We start from the raw sequence: 21,215 nt of genomic DNA on the forward strand, positions 1-21,215 counted from the left end.
AATCGCGACCCTACACAATACTGATGAATGGTGCGAATGATTCACGGCCCTACGCCATATTGACGAAGGATGCGGCTAAATCGCGGCCCTACACAGTAATGATGTAGGGTGCGAAGGATTGCCGATCTGACGTAGGGTGCGCATTTATGCGCACCGGCCTTATTTCAGTAACAGATTGGCGATGGTACGCACGCCAAGACCGGTCGCACCGGCAGACCACTGATCCACCGCACTTTTGCGATAGGTCGCTGAGCAGTCAATGTGCAGCCAGCCCTGCTGATACTTGCTCACGAAATACGAGAGGAAAGCAGCCGCACTGCTGGCACCCGCCGCATGGGCTGGGCTGGCGATGTTGTTCAGATCGGCAAAGTTAGAGGGCAGATGGCCACGATGGAACTCCGCCAGAGGCAGACGCCAGAAAGCTTCGTTTTCACCGGTTGCACTGCCTAACAGCGATTCCGCCAACACATCATCAAAGGTAAATAGCGCGTGGTAATCGTTACCCAACGCGGTTTTCGCCGCACCGGTCAAGGTCGCCGCATCAATCAGCAACTCTGGATTCTGCTCGCTGGCGTCAATCAGACCATCCGCCAGCACCAGACGCCCTTCGGCATCGGTGTTCATCACTTCAACGGTTTTGCCATTACGATAGCGAATAATATCGCCAAGACGGAACGCGTTACCGCTGACCATGTTGTCAGCACAACACAGGAAGAGTTTTACACGTTTGGTCAGGCCGCGAGAAATCGCCAGTGCCAGCGCACCCGTGACAGTTGCGGCTCCGCCCATATCGGATTTCATCGAGTCCATAAAGGCGCTCTGTTTCATGCTGTAGCCGCCAGTATCAAAGGTGATACCTTTGCCAACCAGACAGGCATAAACCGGCGCGTTTTCATCGCCTGTTGGGTTAAAGTCGAGTGCTAACAGCACCGGCGCGCGCGTTGATCCACGGCCTACGGTATGAATACCGGCATAACCTTGCTCGCGCAGATCTTCGCCTTTGGTAATGCGATAGCTGACGGCATCGCCGCCGACGTCATTGATCAGATCAACCGCACTGTGCGCCAGCTGTTCTGGGCTAAGATCTTCCGCTGGCAGGTTGATGGTGTCGCGCACCCAATCAACGATCTTCAGGCGACGATCAAATTCTACCTGATCATTTTCGCTGAGTGCTGGCCACGCCACCTGGCGTTTGCCTTTTGGGCTGCGATAGCCTTGCCAGAAAGCCCAGCACTTCTCCAGATCCCAGTCATCGCCACTCAGTGCAACATGGCGAATACCCTGACCGTCCAGCTTGCGCCCCGCGCGCTGGATGCTCATCAGCGCATCTGCGCCAGTCAGGTGAATCGTCATGCCATTTTCAGTGCTGCTCAGCAGTGCTTTTTCACCCCAGCGCGCATCAGCGGCCTGGGAGCTGAGCGTAATTGTCATCGGTTGTGTTGTCATCGCGTGGCTCCGTTTGCATTAGGTGTCACCTTGCGCCAGAACCGGCGCAAGGGGTGCATGAATTAGCGGGATGTCGCGGGCGAAAGTGCCCGCAAACGACTGACCGCTTTGTTGACCAGCTCAATGGCGTAATCAATTTCCTCTTCTGTGGTGAAACGTCCCAGTGAGAAGCGTAGAGAGCTGTGTGCCAGCTCCTGCTCTACGCCCATGGCACGCAGCACATAAGAGGGTTCAAGACTGGCCGAGGTGCAGGCAGAACCGGACGACAGCGCCAAATCTTTCAGCGCCATAATCAGCGATTCACCATCAACCTGAGCAAAACTGAGGTTAAGAATGTTCGGTGCGCCCTGCTCCAGCGAACCGTTGATGTTTACATCAGTCAGTTGGCTGATACCTTGCCACAGACGCTGGCGCAATGCCGCAAGACGCGCCATTTCACTGCTCATCTCTTCACGAGCGATACGATACGCCTCGCCCATACCGACGATCTGGTGCACCGGCAAGGTTCCGGAACGCATACCGCGTTCATGGCCGCCACCATGCATCTGAGCATCAATCTGTAATTTAGGTTTACGACGAACCCACAGCGCACCAATACCTTTTGGGCCGTAAATCTTATGCGCCGAGAACGACATCAAATCCACGGGCAGTTGGCTGACATCAATCGGCAACTTACCCACACTTTGAGTGGCATCCACGTGGAACAGAATGTCACGCGCGCGGCACAATGCGCCGAACGCTGCGATATCCTGTACCACGCCGGTTTCGTTGTTCACATGCATCAGAGAAACCAGCACGGTGTCATCGCGCAGCGCAGCTTCCAGCATCGCGGGCGTGACAATGCCATCACTGCCGGGTTGCAGATAGGTGACGTCGAAACCTTCACGCTCCAGTTGCTGGCAACTGTCCAGCACTGCTTTATGCTCGGTTTGACTGGTAATGACGTGTTTGCCACGCGCTTGATGGAACTGGGCCGCACCTTTAATGGCGAGGTTGTCAGCTTCTGTTGCGCCTGAGGTAAAGACAATTTCACGCGGATCGGCGTTGACCAGCTCAGCAATTTGATTGCGTGCCACATCAACGGCTTCTTCAGCCTGCCAGCCAAAACGGTGAGAACGGGAAGCGGGGTTACCGAAGGTGCCATCCAAAGTAAGGAACTGCATCATTTTGGTGGCAACACGCGGATCGGCAGGCGTCGTCGCTGCATAATCCAGGTAGATCGGTAATTTCATTGCGCTAAAACTCCGTATAAAAAATCATACGACTTTATAGCACGATTCGGTCGCTACAGTTTAAACCCGTCATGCTCGAAGATGCAGTAAGGCAGCAAGTGGCTGATTCCCCAGGCGCTTACCTGAGTAAGTGGCTGGGGACAGTTTGAAGCGTGACGGATTGGGGATCAGACGGGATTAAGCACGCAGATTGACGTTGATGGTGTCCTGCATACGGTGCTGCTGGAAGCGACGGTTATCAGCCATATTTTGGCGATCGGCCACATCCAGAATCTCTTGGTTGTTTACCAGCTCAGCCAACGTGATGTTGTTGAGGAATTCGCTGATACGCTCGCTCAGGTCACGCCACAGAACGTGAGTCAGGCAGCGCTCGCCACCTTGGCAGCCTTCTTTTCCCTGGCACTTGGTGGCATCAACGGATTCGTCAACAGCGGTAATCACTGCACCAACCGCAATGGCATCAGAGGCTTTACCTAACAGATAACCACCGCCTGGACCACGGACGCTGGCGACTAAACCGTGCTTACGTAAACGCGAGAATAACTGCTCCAGATAGGAGAGCGAAATGCCCTGACGCTCAGAAATATCAGCCAGCGGCACTGGGCCCTCATTAGAGTGCAGTGCAACGTCCAGCATAGCGGTTACGGCATAACGTCCTTTGGATGTCAGTCTCATAGCATACAACCTCGTAAGCGTCCGTCCGGGTATCGGCGGGCTATCTGATGAATTGACGCCAGTCTGCCATTCCTGAGTAAAACGGTCAACTATTTAACCAAGTAATTTACTCAACTATTTAACCAACTATTTTACTCAACTATTACCCTTATCACCTTTAGGCTTTTGGAACGACGCCAGCATGCCACGCAGAATGTTCAATTCATCACGTTCAGGGCGCGCACGGGTATAGAGACGTCGCAGTTTGCTCATCACCTGGCTTGGCGTACCTTCACGGATAAAGCCGCTGTCCAACATCATCTTTTCAATGTGCTGATAGAAGCGCTCCAGATCGTCCACCAAAGGATAAGGGGACTCTTCTTCTTGCGGCTGAGGGTCGGCCTTTTCCTGCGCCTCCAGCCATGCCATACGCACTTCGTAAGCGATGATCTGCACCGCCATGGCCAGATTCAGTGAGCTGTATTCTGGGTTAGCCTGAATCGCCACGTGATAGTGGCACTTCTGCAACTCTTCATTGGTCAGGCCAACGCGTTCACGACCAAAGACTAAGGCAACCGGTGCCTGCTGGCCCTCTTCCACGCTTTTGATACCGCACTCGCGAGAATCAAGCATTGGCCATGGGAGTGAACGTGAACGTGCGCTGGTGCCCACCACTAAACTACAACCGGCGATAGCCTCATCCAGCGTATCAACAATTTTTGCCTCACCAATCACATCGCTGGCACCCGCAGCAAGAGAGATAGCTTGTGAATCAGGCTTCACCAGCGGATTGACCAGATAAAGGTTGGTTAAGCCCATGGTTTTCATGGCACGGGCCACAGAACCCATGTTGCCAGTGTGCGAGGTTTCTACCAGTACGATTCGGATGTTATGCAGCATATTAGTGAGCAGGTGAGAAAATGATGGCGCGCATCCTAACATAAAAGTAGGACATTTGCTGAACGCGCTGATATACTCCGCGCCGTTTTCCCCGTTCTTTAACATCCAGCGAGAGATACCGATGCATCCGATGCTCAACATCGCCGTGCGCGCAGCGCGCAAGGCCGGAAATTTAATTGCCAAGAATTATGAAACCCCGGACGCAGTCGAAGCCAGCCAGAAAGGCAGCAACGACTTCGTTACCAATGTTGACCGTGACGCAGAACGTCTGATTATCGAAGTAATTCGTAAATCCTACCCGCAACACTCCATCATCACCGAAGAAAGCGGTGAACTGGCGGGCGATGATCAGGACATTCAATGGGTAATCGATCCGCTGGATGGCACCACCAACTTCATCAAACGTTTACCCCACTTCTCTGTTTCTATCGCTGTGCGCATCAAAGGCCGCACCGAAGTGGCGGTGGTTTACGATCCAATGCGCAACGAACTGTTCACCGCTGTACGCGGTCAGGGCGCACAGCTGAATGGCTACCGTCTGCGTGGCAGCACCGCACGTGACCTCGATGGCACCATCCTGGCGACCGGCTTCCCGTTCAAGCTGAAACAGCACGCTACCCCTTACATCAACATCGTTGGCAAACTGTTCACTCAGTGTGCAGATTTCCGTCGCACCGGCTCTGCTGCGCTGGATCTGGCGTACGTGGCGGCTGGCCGCGTGGACGGTTTCTTTGAGATCGGCCTGAAGCCATGGGATTTTGCTGCGGGCGAACTGCTGGTACGTGAAGCGGGCGGTCTGGTCACTGACTTCACCGGCAACCATGGTTACATACTGTCCGGTAACCTCGTCGCTGGTAACCCACGCGTTGTGAAAGCGATGCTGGCAACCATGCGTGAAGAACTGAGCGAAGCGCTGAAGCGCTAAGCATAAAAAAGGCGGATATCCTATCCGCCTTTTTTTCGCCGTTAAAACGGACGTAAACCGCTACTCATCATGGGTTGAGCGCTTTGCCATAGTAACCATCCTGCCAGAACCAGCACGCACCCTCCGAGTAATCCCAATGCAGGCATGACAATCTTGGCCATGCGCGTATCGCTGTTAGCCGACCCCAGTCTTTCGGCCAATCGACGCGATCGTTGTACCAGCAACCCCATCGCTGACACCGTGACGGCTGTCCCCGCGGCCATGACAATCGCCGATGCCACGCCCCACGCATAGACACCAATCACTTTGGCAAACAGCAACATCATAATTGCGCCAGAGCAGGGACGCATGCCCATGGAAAACACCACCAACGCCTGGGTTTTGCCACTCACCGCTTGCTCCATTTGTTCCGCACTTGGCAGATGGGCATGACCACATCCGCAATCCGCATGGTGCTGATGATGCGGGCGAATAGCATGAATCTGCAGTTTCTGTGCAACGGGACGTAGCGCCTGATAGAGCGCACGCAGTGCGCGCCAGCCCACCCAGACACCTAGCGCCATCACCAGTAAATAACTGCCCTTCTCCAGCCAATAGCTTCCAAGGTGCATCTGGCGGGATGACGTTTGCAACACCACCAGCGTCACGGTCACTAAGCCAATCGCCACGCCGCCTTGCAACAGTGCGGCCAGCAGCGTCAACTTCATACTGGTTTTCAGCTTAGTCGGATGGGTCGCCAGAAAAGTACTGATGACCACTTTGCCATGACCCGGACCCAGTGCATGCAGTACGCCATAAGCGAGGCTGAAGAGCATCAATGTTACGCCCGCTTGCAAAGGTTGTTCTGCAACCTGCTGCAGCAACTGTGTCATCTCTCGGTTTAGGACTTTCTGCCACAGCACACTCTGCAGCAAGATTTGTGACCAGTGTTGCCACAAGGTCATACCCGCAGCCAACATCACTAGCGCCAATAACCACAGTGGCCATAAGCGGCGTGAACGGGATGGCAAAGAAATTAATGACATGTGAGGGTGACCGTCTGTGCAAACTGCTGACCCAGATCCATATCTTCCGATGGTGCATCGGCTTTATCCAGCGACAGCGCGTATTGTTTGAGCGAGTCATCTGGCTTCGGGGTATGTAAGTCAATCTGGCAATGCGCTTTCACGGTCTCATCCATGGTTAATGCCTGTGGGTTATCGTAATACATATCAACAAAATAGCTCGGGTCAAAAGTCTGGATGCGATACTGTTTGGCGCTTAACAACTGCAGCTCACCAAAGGGCACAATAAATTCCAGTACCGCTTTATTGCCGTTGCGCGACAGGTTGTACTCTTTGGGTAAATTCAGAAACTTCACCCGCGTTTTGTCCTGCCACACTTCTGAGAAGTAGTGCTGCCCTAACACATTTGCCATCACCTGAGCGGCCAGCTTTTTCCATACCACATCACCCGGTTTTGCCTTGCCCGCATCGTAAAGCAGATCGGCCGAGGTAATTTCATCCATGGTCCACACCATCTTCATGCCCGTCAGATGTTGGTTGTCACTGATAAATTCGGTTTTCATATCAATAAAGCTGTGTGGATGGGACCAAGCCAGCGTGCTAAACAACAGCGTAAAAGTAATGAGCGCAATTTTCATGTGTTATAAAGTAACAATTCTCAAGTGAAGATTATACTGGTCCAGAAAAACTGTGACCCGCCTAAAAGCTCTGAGCAAAAGTCACGACAAAGTGAAGGGTTACCGCGCGGAGTTAGCTATTCTTAGCTCAAAAATGACCTGCGGGTAATTCTATTGATGAGTTCTGCACCTTCATCTGCACCACTCTTCAGCCGCTCCCAGCGTCGTTGCCATCTGCTATTGCTGCTGTTTCTACCCGCTCCCGCGCTAACGCTTGAAAAACTCTGCCAGTTAAATGGCGTCGTTCCTGCCGTTGCCAGACAGGATATCGCGGATGTCGGTGATGAGATACAGCGCTTCCATCAACTGGAACTACACCAGATGGTCGATGGCAGCTTTCGCATACACGGGACGGAACTGGACAGGCGGCTCTGCTTACTTCACTGGCTGCGACGCGCGCTGCGCTTGTCGCAGGATTTCGTCTGCGAAAATTTTGCCCCGGTGCTGCGTCAGCGGCTTAAAGTTCTCAATATCGAAAAAGCCCTGTGGGATGAGACCAATCTGCAGGCACTGATTCAGCACTGTAGCCTTAAGCTGGCACGTGACTTCAGCCCGCGTGACCGCTTGTTCCTGCAAATCTTTATGAAATATGCGTTGTGCCAACGCCAAAGCGCCCTCTTTAACGACGCGCAGCGCGCATGGTTGGCAGTGAAAATCGAGCGCGGTACAGCGGATGATGTGATTCACCACTGGCAGAAACGCTGCCATATCGTGCCAGATGTCAGCGAAACTGACTTTTGGACGCTGCTGTTCAGCTTGATCCATGCCCCAGATGGACATCAACTCGAAGATGATGAGCAGGCTCAAAAGTTAATGATGGCGGTGGAAGCGCTGATTGCCCGCTTCGAGCAGCTGGCTCAAACGCGCATTAAGAATCAACATCAGCTGAAATTACAGCTGTTTACGCATCTGGCGCAGGCGCTTGATCGCAGCCATTTTTCTATCGGCATTGATAACAGTGTCGCGCTGGATGTGGCGCGGCTTTACCCACGTCTCCTACGCACCACCGAACGCGCTTTGTATCACTTCAGCAGTGATTTCGGCACACAATTCAGTGCCGAGGAAGTAAGTTTAGTGGCTGTGCTGTTTGGTGCATGGTTGATGCAGGAGAGCGCATTGCAGGAAAAGCAGGTGCTGTTGTTAACGGGCGCAGATGCTGCGCTGGAACAATTGCTGGAGCAGCAGATCCGCGAGATGACGCTGCTGCCGATCAATATCACCTATCAGGACATGCTGCATTTCCAGCGTGAAGGTGCCCCGCGCGATGTCGCGCTGGTCATCACTCCTTACGCGACGTCACTACCGCTGTTTTCACCCCCGCTGATACATGCTGAACTACCACTCAGTTATCATCAGCAGCAGCGTATTCGCCAGCTGTTAGAAGCTTAAGCAGCCCGCGGGCGCAGGAACAATGCCGGAAGCGCCACCAGCGCCATCACCCAGAAAAGATGTCCCTGCAAGTGAGTGAACAGCACACCGGAGATCATTGTCATTACCGCAATCCCGCCGCCCATCGCCAATGCCGAATAGAGCGACTGCAAACGAATCACTTCTGCTCCCTGACGAGATGCGATAAAGCGCATGGCCGCCAGGTGGCACACGGTAAAGCTGCCACAGTGCAGAATCTGTGCGGCAATCAATAAGGGTAAGGCCGTACTGGAACCCAACATCACCCAGCGCACCAAGGCACAGACGCAGGAGAGCAGCAACAAATCACGTGCACTCCAGCGACGGAACAAACGATTACTGAGGGCAAAGATAACAATTTCTGCCACCACCCCCAACGACCATAGATAACCAATCACCGAAGCGGAATAGCCCGCCTCCTGCCACCAAATCGCACTGAAGCTGTAATAGGCTGCGTGAGCACCTTGCATCAAGGTTACACACAGCATGAAACGCCACACGGCATTTTCACGTAGCAAATCGAGCCAGGCCGCCCACCCACCTTCACTGGCCCCCTGCCGTGCATCTCCCTGAGGCTGCGTTTTTGGCGTCAGCATCATGCCGCTTAGCATGATCAACACGCCGACACTCAATAACGTCAGAATCGCCTGCGAAGACCATGCGCTGACCAGCATCCCCGTCAGCGCAGAGCTGATGACAAAGGCCAGCGATCCCCATAACCGCACCGGACCATAGGCCAGTCCAATTTGCTGTGTCCAGGTTGCGGCTAGCGCATCGCTTAACGGGACCAGTGGCGAGAAGAACAGATTAAAGCCCACCATCACCAACAAGAGCCATAACCACTGACCGCCAAACCAGAAGCCTATGGCAAAGAAACACGTCATCAACGCCAGCAGACGCAGTGCCAGAATCAACTGTGAGGGATTTTTTACCTGTGAGGCAATCAGCAAGCTGCCAACGAATCGTGCCACCATACCGCATCCGAGCAGCAGGCCGATTTTTTCCGCATCTAAGCCAATACCTTTCAGCCAAACGCTCCAAAAAGGTAAATAGATGCCGTAACAGAAGAAATAGGTGAAGTAGCTAAGTCCCAGCCATCTGGCCGATCCGATGGTCATGTTGCCTCCCGCAGGCATGTCGCTGCGCCCGCAGCCCATTGGGCCGCTACTTTGTCAGAGGCTTGAGCAAAAGTGAAATGAAAGGTCGGGGAATATCTTTTGTTATGCGACAAGCTTCGCATTGGAAGAGGTTAAAAGACGCCGCAATAACAAGATGCGCCTAGTCACAATGTGTACGTTTAACTTGCTGGTTATGCACACATTCCTGTGTACGAGTAAACTGTGTTGACGCTATTTAGGATCGGTCACACGCATAAATTAGGATCGGTCACGCGCATAAAAAAGGATGGCCATCGCCATCCTTTTTTTGTCACATCAGAGTGATGCCAAATCAGGCATAAACTGGCAGACGCGCACAGATATCGAGGACTTTTTGCTTGGTGCGTTCAATGGTTGCTTCGTCGTTGATGTTATCCAACACGTCAGCAATCCAGCCAGCCAGTTCGCGGACTTCTGCTTCTTTGAAGCCACGACGGGTCACTGCTGGGGTACCAATACGCACACCAGAGGTCACGAATGGGCTCTTAGGATCGTTCGGTACGCTGTTTTTGTTCACGGTGATATTGGCACGACCCAGTGCGGCATCGGCTTCTTTACCGGTCAGGTTTTTGCTCACCAGATCGATCAGGAACAGATGGTTATAGGTTCCGCCTGAAACGATGTTGTAGCCACGCTCCAACAGTACTTCAACCATCGCTTTTGCGTTTTTAGCCACTTGCTGCTGGTAAGCTTTGAACTCTGGCTCCATCGCTTCTTTGAAAGCGACGGCTTTGCCGGCGATCACGTGCATCAAAGGACCACCCTGACCACCCGGGAACACCGCAGAGTTCAGTTTTTTGTACAGATCTTCGTCGCCGTTTTTCGCCAGAATCAAGCCGCCACGTGGACCCGCCAGGGTTTTGTGGGTGGTTGATGTCACGATGTGCGCATGAGGAACTGGGTTTGGATAAACATCCGCAGCGATCAGACCCGCAACGTGTGCCATATCAACGAACAGGTACGCGCCAACGCTGTCAGCGATCTCACGCATTTTTGCCCAGTCACACACGCCTGAATACGCAGAGAAACCGCCTACGATCATTTTTGGCTTATGGGTTTTCGCCAGCTCAGCCAGTTCGTCGTAGTTAATTTTGCCTGTTTCATCGATGCCGTAAGGGATAACGTTGTACAGTTTGCCTGACAGGTTAACCGGAGAACCGTGGGTCAGGTGACCACCGTGCGCCAGGTTCATACCCAGAATGGTGTCACCCGGCTGCAGCAGCGCAGTATAAACCGCGAAGTTAGCCTGAGAACCAGAGTGCGGCTGCACGTTAGCAAAGTCTGCGCCGAACAACGCTTTAGCGCGGTCGATAGCCAACTGCTCAACGATATCAACATATTCACATCCGCCGTAGTAGCGTTTGCCCGGATACCCTTCCGCGTATTTGTTGGTGAGCTGTGAACCTTGCGCCTGCATAACGCGTGGGCTGGTGTAGTTTTCAGAAGCAATCAGTTCGATGTGCTCTTCCTGACGCACCTTCTCTTGCTCCATAGCCTGCCACAACTCGGCATCATAATCGGCAATGTTCATATCACGCTTTAACATCCGGCATCTCCTGACTAGCTAACTTTTTTAACGGCAGTTTAGGCCCCGGCTAGGGGGCGAAGGCCAACAGTGTAAACGGTTTTGTCAGGTGACGGTAGCGTCAATCCGCTCTTTTTACGCAAACGATTGGCATGGCGCTGGAACGGGTTTTTTACGCTTTTTTGCAAGCTTGTAAAACAGGATATTCCTTCAATCTGAAGGAGAAAACTTTTCAGGTTTGTGGGCCAGATTCCAGCTTTATCGCTTTACCCGCAAACAAAACGGGGGATTTACAGGCAAGGTGAACGATCATAAGATGCATTTAAAATACATGTTTAAAATCACTGTGAGGAATTCACCATGCTCGATGCGCAAACAATCGCTACCGTAAAATCTTCATTGCCTGCCATTGCTCAGGTTGGGCCTGAACTTACTGGCCACTTTTATCAGCGTTTATTGACTCAGCATCCTGAGCTTAAAGACGTGTTTAACATGAACAATCAGCGTAGTGGCAATCAGCGTGAAGCCCTGTTTAATGCCATTGTGGCCTACGGCAGTAACCTGGAAAATCTGGCGGTGTTGCTGCCTGCGGTAGAGAAAATTGCGCAGAAGCACACCAGTCTGAATATTCAACCCGCACAGTATGCGGTCGTGGGGGAAACGCTGCTGGCGACCATCAAAGAGCTGCTTAACCCCGGTGATGAGGTCCTTGAAGCTTGGGGTAAAGCCTACGGGGTGCTGGCTAATGTGTTTATTCAACGTGAAGAGGCGATTTATCAAGCCTCTGAAGAGAAAGCGGGTGGCTGGCGTGGGCCGCGTGATTTCCGTATCCGCGCCATCCACGCGGAAAGCGCGGTGATCAAAAGCTTCGAACTGGTACCCAACGACGGTCAACCGGTGGCCGATTTCTTACCAGGGCAATATCTGGCCGTCAGCCTGCGTCCAGCAGGAAACGAAAATATCCAACATCGCCAATATTCCCTGACGCATTTGCCGAATGGTCAGTCCTACCGCATTGCGGTGAAGCGCGAAGAACACGGCAGCGTCTCTGGCTGGCTGCACGCCAACGCGAAAGTGGGTGATATCATCCAGTGTGCGGCACCTGCCGGTGATTTCTATCTACAAACCGAACCCGCTACCCCCGTCACCCTGATTTCCGCTGGTGTCGGTCAAACACCTATGTTGGCGATGCTAGCCAACCTTGCCGAACAGCAACATGCTGGCGCAGTTAATTGGCTGCATGCCGCTGAAAATGGTTCGCAGCATGCTTTTGCTAACGAGGTGAAGGATTTGGGTTCACGCCTGTCGCATTTCAGCAGCCACATTTGGTATCGCCAGCCGGAAAGCACGGATAATGACCGTTACGATGCGCAGGGGTTGATGGACCTGGCTCGAGTCTCGAGCGAATTAAATCAGCCCGAACGTCAATTCTGGCTATGTGGTCCACTCGCATTTATGCAGTTTATCGCGCGCCAGTTGATTGATGCGGGTATCACTGCCGATCGCATTCACTATGAGGTGTTTGGTCCACATAAAGTGCTGTAAACAAAAAAGCCTGCGCAGTGCAGGCTTTTAGCGGGTGATGGAGGGGCTTAGATAGCCTCTTCGTCCTCTTCACCGGTACGAATGCGGACAACGCGCGCCACATCAAAGACGAAGATTTTGCCGTCGCCGATCTTACCGGTCTGTGCAGTTTTCATAATCGCTTCAACGCAGGTGTCGACGATATCATCACCGACGACCATTTCGATTTTCACTTTTGGCAGAAAATCGACCATGTACTCCGCGCCGCGGTACAGCTCAGTGTGGCCTTTCTGACGACCAAAGCCCTTCACTTCACTGACTGTCATCCCGGTGATGCCGACTTCCGCTAACGCTTCGCGAACATCATCGAGTTTGAATGGTTTAATAATTGCATCGATCTTTTTCATGACAGATCCTTTTTTCACTCCCTCCATGATGGACGGATACAGTGAGTATATACCCGTCCTACTTCAAGTTGCAGGTGCATTGGCTGCTCTCTTTCACCCGAGTCACTTCTCTAAGCTTCTCGGGGTTCTCGTTTGCTGCCTTGTTGCAACTCGAATGATTTAGGGTAGTCAGTTGATGAATAAATATGCCGCAGCAAACTACTCTTTAAATTCGCTGGCGTCTAGCTCATGGCGTGACAGCAGCTTATAGAATTCAGTACGGTTACGTCCAGCCAGACGCGCGGCGTTCGTAACATTTCCTTTGGTCATCTGCAGTAACTTACGCAAATAATTCAGTTCAAACTGATTACGTGCCTCCACGAACGTCGGCAATGCGGTATTTTCTCCCGCCAGCGCTTGTTCAACCAGCGCTTCGCTGATGACCGGAGAAGTACTGAGCGCGACACATTGCTCAATCACATTGACCAGTTGGCGCACATTGCCCGGCCAGCTTGCCCCCACTAAACGTTTCATGGCATCCACTGAGAAGCTGCGAACAAAAGGTTTATGCCGCTCAGCAGACTGCCGTAACAGATGATTCGCCAACAACGGAATATCTTCAGCGCGCTCGTGTAAGGCGGGGATCTTCAGAGTTACCACGTTAAGTCGGTAGTAGAGATCTTCGCGAAAACTCTTCTTCTCCATCGCTTTTGGCAGATCACGATGGGTGGCCGAGATGATACGCACGTTGATATCAACGTCACGGTTGCTGCCCAGCGGACGAACTTTACGCTCCTGCAAGACACGCAATAGCTTTACCTGCAACGCCTGCGGCATATCGCCAATCTCATCGAGGAACAGTGTGCCTCCCTCTGCCGCCTGGAACAGCCCTTCACGTGCACTGACCGCTCCAGTGAAAGCCCCTTTGGCATGGCCAAACAGCTCCGATTCCAACAACTGCTCGGGCAATGCACCACAGTTGATAGCGATAAACGCTTTCTTTGCGCGCGGGCTGGCGGCATGAATCGCTTGGGCCAGCACTTCTTTGCCTGTACCGCTTTGGCCGTTGATCAGCACGCTGACATCGGATTGTGCCACCATGTGGGCTTGCTCAAGCAAGCGCAACATCAGTGGATTGCGCGTCACAACCGCCTCGCGCCAGGCATCATCGCTAATAGGGGCTCGCTGGGCCAAAGCTTCATCTATCGCTTTATATAGCGCGTCACGATCCACCGGTTTCGTCAGGAAGCTGAACACGCCCTGCTGCGTTGCCGATACGGCTTCAGGAATGGAGCCATGTGCAGTCAGGATGATCACCGGCAAACCAGCATGGCGTTTCTGAATTTCACCAAACAACGCCAGACCATCCATTTCATCCATGCGTAGATCGCTGATGACTAAATCCGCTTTCTCTTTTTGCAAATGGCGCAGCGCTTCTGGACCACTTTCGGCGGTCGCCACCTGGTAACCCTCACTGCTCAGGCGCATACCGAGCAGCTTAAGCAAACTTGGGTCGTCATCGACCAACAGTAAACGTGCGGATTGTTTCATGGTTACTGATCCTCGCTTTGTGCATCGCTGGCACCGTGCGATGCGTCACTGCTATCAGGGGCTTTTCGCGATGACAGCTGACGTTCAATGTCCGTTAGACGCTCAAGTTTACGCTGGGTGTCCTCCAACGACTGACGCAGTTTAGTCTGCTGCTGTCGCAAGCTATCGAGTTCAGCATCATTGCTCTGCTGCAACGCGGCATAGCGGCTACGTTCACCACTCAGCTCTAATTGCGCCGCCTGGTTGCTGCGCCATAGCTGTAATAGCGGGCGAACTGCAGTGGGATACGCTGCGCTAAAACCGTCCAACGTATCCAGATATTGGCGGCGCTCAATTGGCGTCACGTTGCCGTTTGCCAGCAAGATGCCTTGTTTGTAGGCCCTCGCCCACCCTTGCGCTGGCCAGCGACGTGCTTCAGCCCGCGCTTCAGCGGGTGCCAGGCGCTCTGCGCAGTCGATAGCGCGCTGCCAGTACAGTGGATTGCTCATGGCTGCTGGGGTTTCAATCTTCCAGACATTTTGACAATCGGTTGCGAGATAATCAGGCAGGCGCACCTCCGGCTCAGCCAGGTTGCTGCCATCATGTAATGTGATGCTCGATGAAGGGGTTTGGCAGGCACTGAGGCCTAACGCCATCAGCGCGCAACCGAAAATTTTCACTAAAGCGTGTTTCATTAATCAGGCATTCCCGGCGCTGGTAGTCAAAATGATACGAAAACAGACATCAGCATCCTTGCGCGTCACCAATTGCAAATCGCCTTGCATCCTGCGCAAGCAATCTTTGGCGATACTTAAACCCAGCCCGCTCCCCTTAACAGGTCCTTTGCGTTGCTGGCTACCCTGATAAAAGGGTTCAAAGATCATCGCCTGTTCTTCAACCGGAATCGGTGTGCCCGTATTAGCCACCTCTATCCACACCTGGTTGCCTTTCTGCTGGCTCTGCAGCCAGATGTTACCGGATTCGCTACCGTAGTTCACGGCGTTCGAGTATAGGTTATCAATAACTCTTTGCAGCAGCGTGGCCTCCGCCAGGCAATGTGCCACCTGCAGATCAACATGCGTTGTCATTTGTCGCGCGCTAGCGGGTAGAGAATGAATTTTAACGACAGAATGAATGATGTCAGGCAGCGCCACGGCTTCCAACGCCATGGGACCATCCGCCAACTTTCGATTGTAATCAAGTAGTTGCTCAATAAGACGCTGTAAATGGCGGCTGCTGGTATCGAGGATCGCGACCACTTCTTGCTGTTCGGCATTGAGCGGTCCAGCCACTTGGTCGGCTAACAATTCCGTGCCTTCACGCAAGCTGGCAAGCGGGGTTTTCAGTTCGTGCGAGAGATGGCGCAAAAATTCGTGTCGTTGTGCTTCCAGCCAGCTCAGACGCTCACTCAGCCAGACGATGCGCTGCCCAAGTGAACGGATTTCTCGCGGGCCGCGAAAGCTGACGCTATCGCCCAGTGCCTTGCCCTGCCCCAAGCGATTAATCATGCGCTCAACCCGTTTGACGGGGCCGATAATCATGCCAGTAAACAACAGCACCAACACCAGGCTAATCAGGAAGAGAATCAGCGCCTGCCAGCCAAAGAACTGTCCACGATCGGCGATCTCACGCTGTAGCTGTAACCCCCGTGAGAACACCACTTCTCGTGTGGCCTGCACCATTAGCGTGTTGGCATCAGAAAAGTGCTCCAATGCTGTTGCCGCGCTGGCGACCGGATTGCCATTGTCGCATTGCACACTAGCCAACTGCGGCAGGGCATTCTGTAGCACTTTAAATGAGGGGAGATCGGGCAAGCTGGCGGCATGGCTGGTGAGCATCTGGCCGTAACGGGTCCACTGTGTCTGGTACAGCTTCAGCAACGAGGCATCGCCTAACACACAGTACTGGCGATAGCTACGTTCTAGCTCCAGCGCGGTACGCGCCATGGCTTCGCTACGGCGTACATCAGTAAAGGTATTACGATTGGTATCCGCCGCCTGGTCGCTCAGTGCTGAAAGGCTTTCCCAAGCCTGCCACGCCAATACCAGCAACGGTAACAGTACCAGCAGAAATGCCAGCAGTACCAACTGCCGCAATGACCGGGGAAACAGACGCCATTTCTTCACAACTGCGCTTCCTTCAAGGTGAACTGCAGGCATGCTAACGAAGTATCTGTAGGTAAGAAAGTGGGGAGATGAAAAACGGCAGGCCTTTTGGCCTGCCGTGAGAGCGACGCCGCAGCATCGCTGTAAGAATAGGTGGAGCCTAACTCAACGTTGCGTCCGATGCTTGATAACGTTGCAAAGCAAGCGATTATCGGTTGGGTGGACGGCAGGCTCCGTTTGGTGCGTCATTCAGATTTTATGAGCTCAACCGCATTGCGGGGCAATCATAGACAGGAGAATGAGCAACGCAGTAAGTATAGCAACTATCGTGCCACAAATGAAATAGCTTGGATAATCAGAGTAATGCGGGCGCAAAAAGGCGTTTTTGAGAGAAAGCGGACCGGCTGGTCTGAAAAAGGTGTCGCTAATCGGCAACGTTTTAAAAACTGAAAAAAACTCACCCTTTAAAATCATAAAGTTAAATGTCACCAATCAGCGACAGTCAATAGTGGGTAATGTCGCCTATTTTCGACACTCGCAAAAACTCGCCTTATAAAATTATTTTCCGCAAAAAAAAGTCGCCCGAAGGCGACTTTTTATGCTGATGGCAAGACTTAGCCCAACTGCTTACGTGCATTGCGGAAGATACGCATCCAAGGGCTGTCTTCGCCCCACTCTGCCGGGTGCCATGAGTTGCTCACCGTACGGAACACGCGCTCTGGGTGCGGCATCATAATGGTGACGCGACCGCTTTCGTTGGTGACCGCAGTGATACCGTTTGGCGAGCCGTTCGGGTTCGCTGGATAGTTTTCGGTGACTTTACCGAAGTTATCCACGAAGCGCAGTGCCACCAGACCTTTGCTTTCCAACTGTGCCAGATGGTTAGCATCGCGGACTTCCACAAAACCTTCCCCGTGCGATACCGCGATTGGCATATGAGAACCGGCCATGCCGTCCAGCAGCAGTGATGGGCTAGCCGCCACTTCAACTAAACTGAAGCGCGCTTCAAAACGCTCTGACTGGTTGCGTACGAAGCGCGGCCACAGTTCACTTCCTGGGATCAGCTCACGCAGATTCGACATCATCTGGCAGCCGTTACACACGCCCAGCGCCAGCGTCTGTGGACGGTGGAAGAAGTTTTCAAACTCGTCACGCACGCGACCGTTGAACAGAATCGACTTCGCCCACCCCTCACCTGCACCCAGTACGTCACCGTAGGAGAAGCCACCACAAGCCACCAATGCCTGGAACTCTTCCAGGCCACGACGGCCCGCCAGCAGATCGCTCATGTGCACATCAACAGCGGTAAAGCCCGCACGGTGGAAGGCAGCCGCCATCTCAACGTGTGAGTTGACGCCCTGCTCGCGCAGCACGGCAACACGTGGACGCGCGCCAGTGGCAATCATCGGTGCGGCAACATCTTCTTCAGGCTTGAAGGTCAGATGGACATTCAGACCTGGGTCGTTATCGTCTTTCTTCGCTTCATGTTCCTGATCGGCACAGGCTGGGTTATCACGTAGGCGCTGCATCTGCCAGGTGGTTTCTGCCCACCAAGTACGCAGCGTGGTGCGGCTTTCGCTATACACCGCGCTGTCGCCAGAACGAATCACAAAGCGATCGCCCGCTAACGCTTTACCAATCACATGCACGTTGCTGCTCAGGCCATGGTCGGCAAACACTTTTTCCACGGCTGCACGATCTGCTGCCTGAATCTGAATCACGGCACCCAGTTCTTCAGTGAACAGGGCTGCCAGCGCATCGCTGCCCAGCGCGGCGATATCCGCTTCGATACCGCAGTGACCAGTGAAGGCCATCTCTGCCAGCGTCACCAGCAAACCACCATCAGAACGGTCGTGGTAAGCCAGCAGTTTCTGTTCAGCGACCAGCGCCTGAATGGCATTGAAGAAGCCTGCCAGCTGTGATGCATCGCGCACATCTGCAGGCTTGTCGCCCAGTTGGCGATAAACCTGTGACAGTGCAGTAGCTCCAAGGGTGTTGGCGCCATTGCCCAGATCAACCAGCATCAGCAGGTTATCCTGATCAGCTTGCAGCTGAGGCGTCACGGTGCGACGCACATCTTCCACACGCGCAAAGGCGGTGATCACCAGCGATAGCGGCGAGGTCATCTCACGCTCTTCGGTACCCTGCTGCCAGCGAGTTTTCATCGACATGGAGTCTTTACCGACTGGGATAGTGATGCCCAGCGCTGGGCACAGCTCTTCGCCCACGGCTTTGACGGCGGCATATAAACCCGCATCTTCACCTGGGTGACCTGCTGCGGCCATCCAGTTTGCAGAGAGCTTCACGCGCTGCAGCGAACCAATCGACGTTGCCGCCAGGTTGGTCAGCGCTTCACCCACGGCCAGGCGGCCAGATGCCGCGAAGTCCAGCAAGGCCACTGGCGCACGTTCACCCAGTGAGAAGGCTTCACCGTGATAGCTGTCCAGGCTCGCGGTGGTCACCGCACAGTTAGCGACCGGAATCTGCCATGGACCGACCATCTGATCGCGCGCGACCATGCCCGTTACCGAACGATCACCGATGGTGATCAGGAAGGTTTTCTCTGCCACGGTTGGCAGATGCAGTACGCGATTAACGGCATCAGCAACGGTAATACCGTCACGCACCAGTACATCGCCTTTGGCCTGCTGAGTGGCAACATCACGCGTCATCTTCGGCGTTTTGCCCAGCAGTACGTCCAGCGGCATATCAATCGGGTTGTTGTCGAAGTGGCTATCCGCCAGGTTCAAATGCAGCTCTTCGGTGGCTTCACCAATCACGGCATAAGGTGCACGCTCACGCTTGCACAGCTCGTCAAACAGCGCCAACTGCGCAGGCGCAACGGCCAGCACATAACGTTCCTGAGATTCGTTACACCACACTTCAAGCGGGCTCATACCCGGCTCATCATTCAGGATATCGCGCAGGTTGAAATTACCGCCACGGTCGCCATCACTCACCAGCTCTGGCATGGCGTTAGACAGGCCACCAGCGCCCACATCGTGAATGAACAGAATCGGGTTGCTTCGCCCAGCTGCCAGCAACGGTCAATCACTTCCTGGCAACGACGTTCCATTTCTGGGTTGTCACGCTGTACAGAGGCAAAATCGAGGTCAGCATCAGACTGGCCAGACGCCATCGAAGAAGCCGCACCGCCGCCTAAACCGATGTTCATAGCAGGGCCGCCGAGCACGATCAGTTTCGCGCCCACGACGATTTCACCCTTTTGCACGTGATCGCCACGGATGTTACCAATACCACCCGCCAGCATGATCGGTTTGTGGTAACCACGCAGTTCTGAGCCATTATGGCTGTTCACGCGCTCTTCATAGGTACGGAAGTAGCCGTTGATAGCCGGACGGCCAAATTCGTTGTTGAATGCCGCGCCGCCCAGCGGGCCTTCGGTCATGATGTCCAACGCGGTGACAATGCGATCCGGCTTACCAAAATCCTCTTCCCATGGCTGTTCGAAGCCTGGAATACGCAGGTTTGAAACCGAGAAACCGACCAATCCCGCTTTTGGTTTCGCGCCACGACCGGTTGCACCTTCATCACGGATTTCACCGCCAGAACCGGTTGCCGCACCTGGCCACGGGGAAATGGCGGTGGGGTGGTTATGGGTTTCTACTTTCATCAGGATATGTGCATCTTCCTGATGGAAAGCGTATTCGCCCTTCTGCGCATCCGCGTAGAAGCGGCCCACTTCCGAACCTTCCATCACGGCGGCGTTGTCTTTATACGCAGACAGCACGTGCTCAGGATTATGTTCGAAGGTGTTTTTGATCATTTTAAACAGCGACTTCGGCTGTTTTTCACCGTCGATAATCCAATCGGCGTTGAAGATTTTATGACGGCAGTGCTCGGAGTTTGCCTGAGCAAACATATAGAGCTCGATGTCGTTAGGATTGCGACCCAGCTTGGTAAATGCATCCAAGAGGTAGTCAATCTCGTCATCGGCCAATGCCAGGCCCAGCGTGGTATTGGCTTGCTCAAGCGCAGCACGACCGACACCCAGCACATCAACGCTTTTCAGTGGTTGGGGTTCATGGTGAGCGAACAGTTGCTGTGCGTCATTGAGGTCAGCAAAAACGGTTTCCATCATACGGTCATGCAGCAGGCTGGCCAGCTGTTGCCATTGTGCTTCGGTCAGCTGCGGTGCCTGCACATAGAATGCCATGCCACGTTCCAGGCGAATCACCTGAGGCAAGTCGCAGTTATGCGCAATGTCGGTGGCTTTAGACGACCACGGAGAAATGGTGCCAGGACGTGGCGTGACCAGTAACAGACGCCCTTGTGGCGCGTGCTCGGCGAGAGAAGGACCGTATTTCAGCAGACGCTGCAGGCGGGCGTGTTCATCCGCACTGAGAGGTGCGCTGACATCGGCAAAATGGACGTACTCGGCGTAAATATCACTCACTGGCAGGTGAGCGTCCTGAAAGCGGGTCAGCAGTTTGTTTACACGAAATGCCGACAGAGCGGGCGAACCACGCAGAATTTCCATCATCAAAGATCTCTCGTCTTTGAAGCGCCGGGCGACGCTTCATTGGGCGCAACAGGGGAAAACGGGCGGTATTATAGAGAAAGCGCGCGGGTAACGAAACCGTTTGCGCATAAAATCTGGCACTCAGCATTTGGCTGAATTTTGCACAATTCTTGCTATAAAAGTTGCCCTGCTGCGCTTTGTTGCGCAAAATGCCCATCGCTCTGGGAGTGAAAACAACATAAATACTGCCTTTTAAAAGA

General features: G+C 53.6%; 16 protein-coding genes and 1 pseudogene. 4 read left to right on the forward strand and 13 right to left on the reverse strand.

Features of this window, described 5'->3' with window-relative positions; all coding sequences use genetic code 11:
* Window positions 1-159: 159 nt before the first annotated feature.
* The 4 genes from pepB to trmJ form a co-directional block, all read right to left on the reverse strand.
* Window positions 160-1,446: an aminopeptidase PepB gene (pepB, locus tag HA51_RS20640; RefSeq protein WP_084936441.1), complete on the reverse strand. Its 1,287-nt coding sequence runs from the start codon at window positions 1,444-1,446 to the stop codon at window positions 160-162.
* A 62-nt stretch (window positions 1,447-1,508) separates the two neighbouring features.
* Window positions 1,509-2,678 carry an IscS subfamily cysteine desulfurase gene (locus HA51_RS20645; protein WP_084936442.1) on the reverse strand — a complete coding sequence of 390 codons (1,170 nt, stop codon included), beginning with the start codon at window positions 2,676-2,678 and terminating at the stop codon, window positions 1,509-1,511.
* A gap of 177 nt (window positions 2,679-2,855) precedes the next feature.
* Entirely contained in the window at window positions 2,856-3,353 is a 498-nt protein-coding gene (iscR, locus tag HA51_RS20650) for a Fe-S cluster assembly transcriptional regulator IscR (protein ID WP_084936443.1), read from the reverse strand.
* Between the two features lie 135 nt (window positions 3,354-3,488).
* Window positions 3,489-4,232 (reverse strand): tRNA (cytosine(32)/uridine(32)-2'-O)-methyltransferase TrmJ, encoded by a 744-nt coding sequence (gene trmJ, locus HA51_RS20655; protein ID WP_084936512.1) that lies wholly within the window; start codon window positions 4,230-4,232, stop codon window positions 3,489-3,491.
* A 121-nt stretch (window positions 4,233-4,353) separates the two neighbouring features.
* On the opposite strand from trmJ, the gene suhB reads away from it, so the two are divergent.
* Entirely contained in the window at window positions 4,354-5,157 is an 804-nt protein-coding gene (suhB, locus tag HA51_RS20660) for an inositol-1-monophosphatase (protein ID WP_084936444.1), read from the forward strand.
* Window positions 5,158-5,198: 41 nt separating this feature from the next.
* On the opposite strand, the gene HA51_RS20665 is transcribed toward suhB, so the two are convergent.
* The gene (locus HA51_RS20665; protein ID WP_084936445.1) at window positions 5,199-6,182 is read right to left on the reverse strand and encodes a nickel/cobalt transporter; all 984 of its coding nucleotides are present in this window, start codon (window positions 6,180-6,182) and stop codon (window positions 5,199-5,201) included.
* Entirely contained in the window at window positions 6,173-6,799 is a 627-nt protein-coding gene (locus tag HA51_RS20670; protein WP_084936446.1) for a DUF1007 family protein, read from the reverse strand. The genes HA51_RS20665 and HA51_RS20670 overlap by 10 nt, the downstream gene beginning before the upstream one ends.
* Window positions 6,800-6,955: 156 nt before the next feature.
* On the opposite strand from HA51_RS20670, the gene csiE reads away from it, so the two are divergent.
* The gene (csiE, locus tag HA51_RS20675; RefSeq protein WP_084936447.1) at window positions 6,956-8,227 is read left to right on the forward strand and encodes a stationary phase inducible protein CsiE; all 1,272 of its coding nucleotides are present in this window, start codon (window positions 6,956-6,958) and stop codon (window positions 8,225-8,227) included.
* Here the strand turns inward: csiE and HA51_RS20680 are convergent.
* Together HA51_RS20680 and glyA are read right to left on the reverse strand one after the other, a co-directional pair.
* A complete protein-coding gene (locus HA51_RS20680) occupies window positions 8,224-9,363 on the reverse strand; it encodes a 3-phenylpropionate MFS transporter (RefSeq protein ID WP_084936448.1) in 1,140 nt (379 codons plus the stop codon). The two genes, csiE and HA51_RS20680, sit on opposite strands and share 4 nt — an antisense overlap.
* Before the next feature lie 331 nt (window positions 9,364-9,694).
* Window positions 9,695-10,948: a serine hydroxymethyltransferase gene (glyA, locus tag HA51_RS20685; protein WP_084936449.1), complete on the reverse strand. Its 1,254-nt coding sequence runs from the start codon at window positions 10,946-10,948 to the stop codon at window positions 9,695-9,697.
* Window positions 10,949-11,287: 339 nt separating this feature from the next.
* Here glyA and hmpA point away from each other — a divergent pair, with 339 nt between their 5' ends.
* On the forward strand, window positions 11,288-12,472 hold the full coding sequence (gene hmpA, locus HA51_RS20690; protein WP_084936450.1) for an NO-inducible flavohemoprotein: 1,185 nt from the start codon (window positions 11,288-11,290) through the stop codon (window positions 12,470-12,472).
* A 47-nt stretch (window positions 12,473-12,519) separates the two neighbouring features.
* Here hmpA and glnB read toward each other — a convergent pair whose 3' ends face one another.
* The 4 genes from glnB to HA51_RS20710 all read right to left on the reverse strand — a co-directional run bounded on the left by glnB (window position 12,520) and on the right by HA51_RS20710 (window position 16,493).
* Window positions 12,520-12,858 (reverse strand): nitrogen regulatory protein P-II, encoded by a 339-nt coding sequence (glnB, locus tag HA51_RS20695; protein ID WP_039329891.1) that lies wholly within the window; start codon window positions 12,856-12,858, stop codon window positions 12,520-12,522.
* 198 nt (window positions 12,859-13,056) lie between these two features.
* Window positions 13,057-14,388: a two-component system response regulator GlrR gene (glrR, locus tag HA51_RS20700; RefSeq protein ID WP_084936451.1), complete on the reverse strand. Its 1,332-nt coding sequence runs from the start codon at window positions 14,386-14,388 to the stop codon at window positions 13,057-13,059.
* A 2-nt stretch (window positions 14,389-14,390) separates the two neighbouring features.
* On the reverse strand, window positions 14,391-15,062 hold the full coding sequence (qseG, locus tag HA51_RS20705; protein ID WP_084936452.1) for a two-component system QseEF-associated lipoprotein QseG: 672 nt from the start codon (window positions 15,060-15,062) through the stop codon (window positions 14,391-14,393).
* Window positions 15,063-15,065: 3 nt separating this feature from the next.
* A complete protein-coding gene (locus tag HA51_RS20710; RefSeq protein WP_084936453.1) occupies window positions 15,066-16,493 on the reverse strand; it encodes a sensor histidine kinase in 1,428 nt (475 codons plus the stop codon).
* 159 nt (window positions 16,494-16,652) lie between these two features.
* Here HA51_RS20710 and HA51_RS20715 point away from each other — a divergent pair, with 159 nt between their 5' ends.
* Window positions 16,653-16,922: a hypothetical protein gene (locus HA51_RS20715; protein WP_084936454.1), complete on the forward strand. Its 270-nt coding sequence runs from the start codon at window positions 16,653-16,655 to the stop codon at window positions 16,920-16,922.
* A gap of 164 nt (window positions 16,923-17,086) precedes the next feature.
* Here HA51_RS20715 and purL read toward each other — a convergent pair.
* Window positions 17,087-20,976: pseudogene (purL, locus tag HA51_RS20720) on the reverse strand (phosphoribosylformylglycinamidine synthase).
* Between the last annotated feature and the right edge of the window lie 239 nt (window positions 20,977-21,215).

Origin of the sequence: Pantoea rwandensis, assembly GCF_002095475.1 — a bacterium.
GTDB classification, from domain to species: Bacteria; Pseudomonadota; Gammaproteobacteria; order Enterobacterales; family Enterobacteriaceae; genus Pantoea; species Pantoea rwandensis.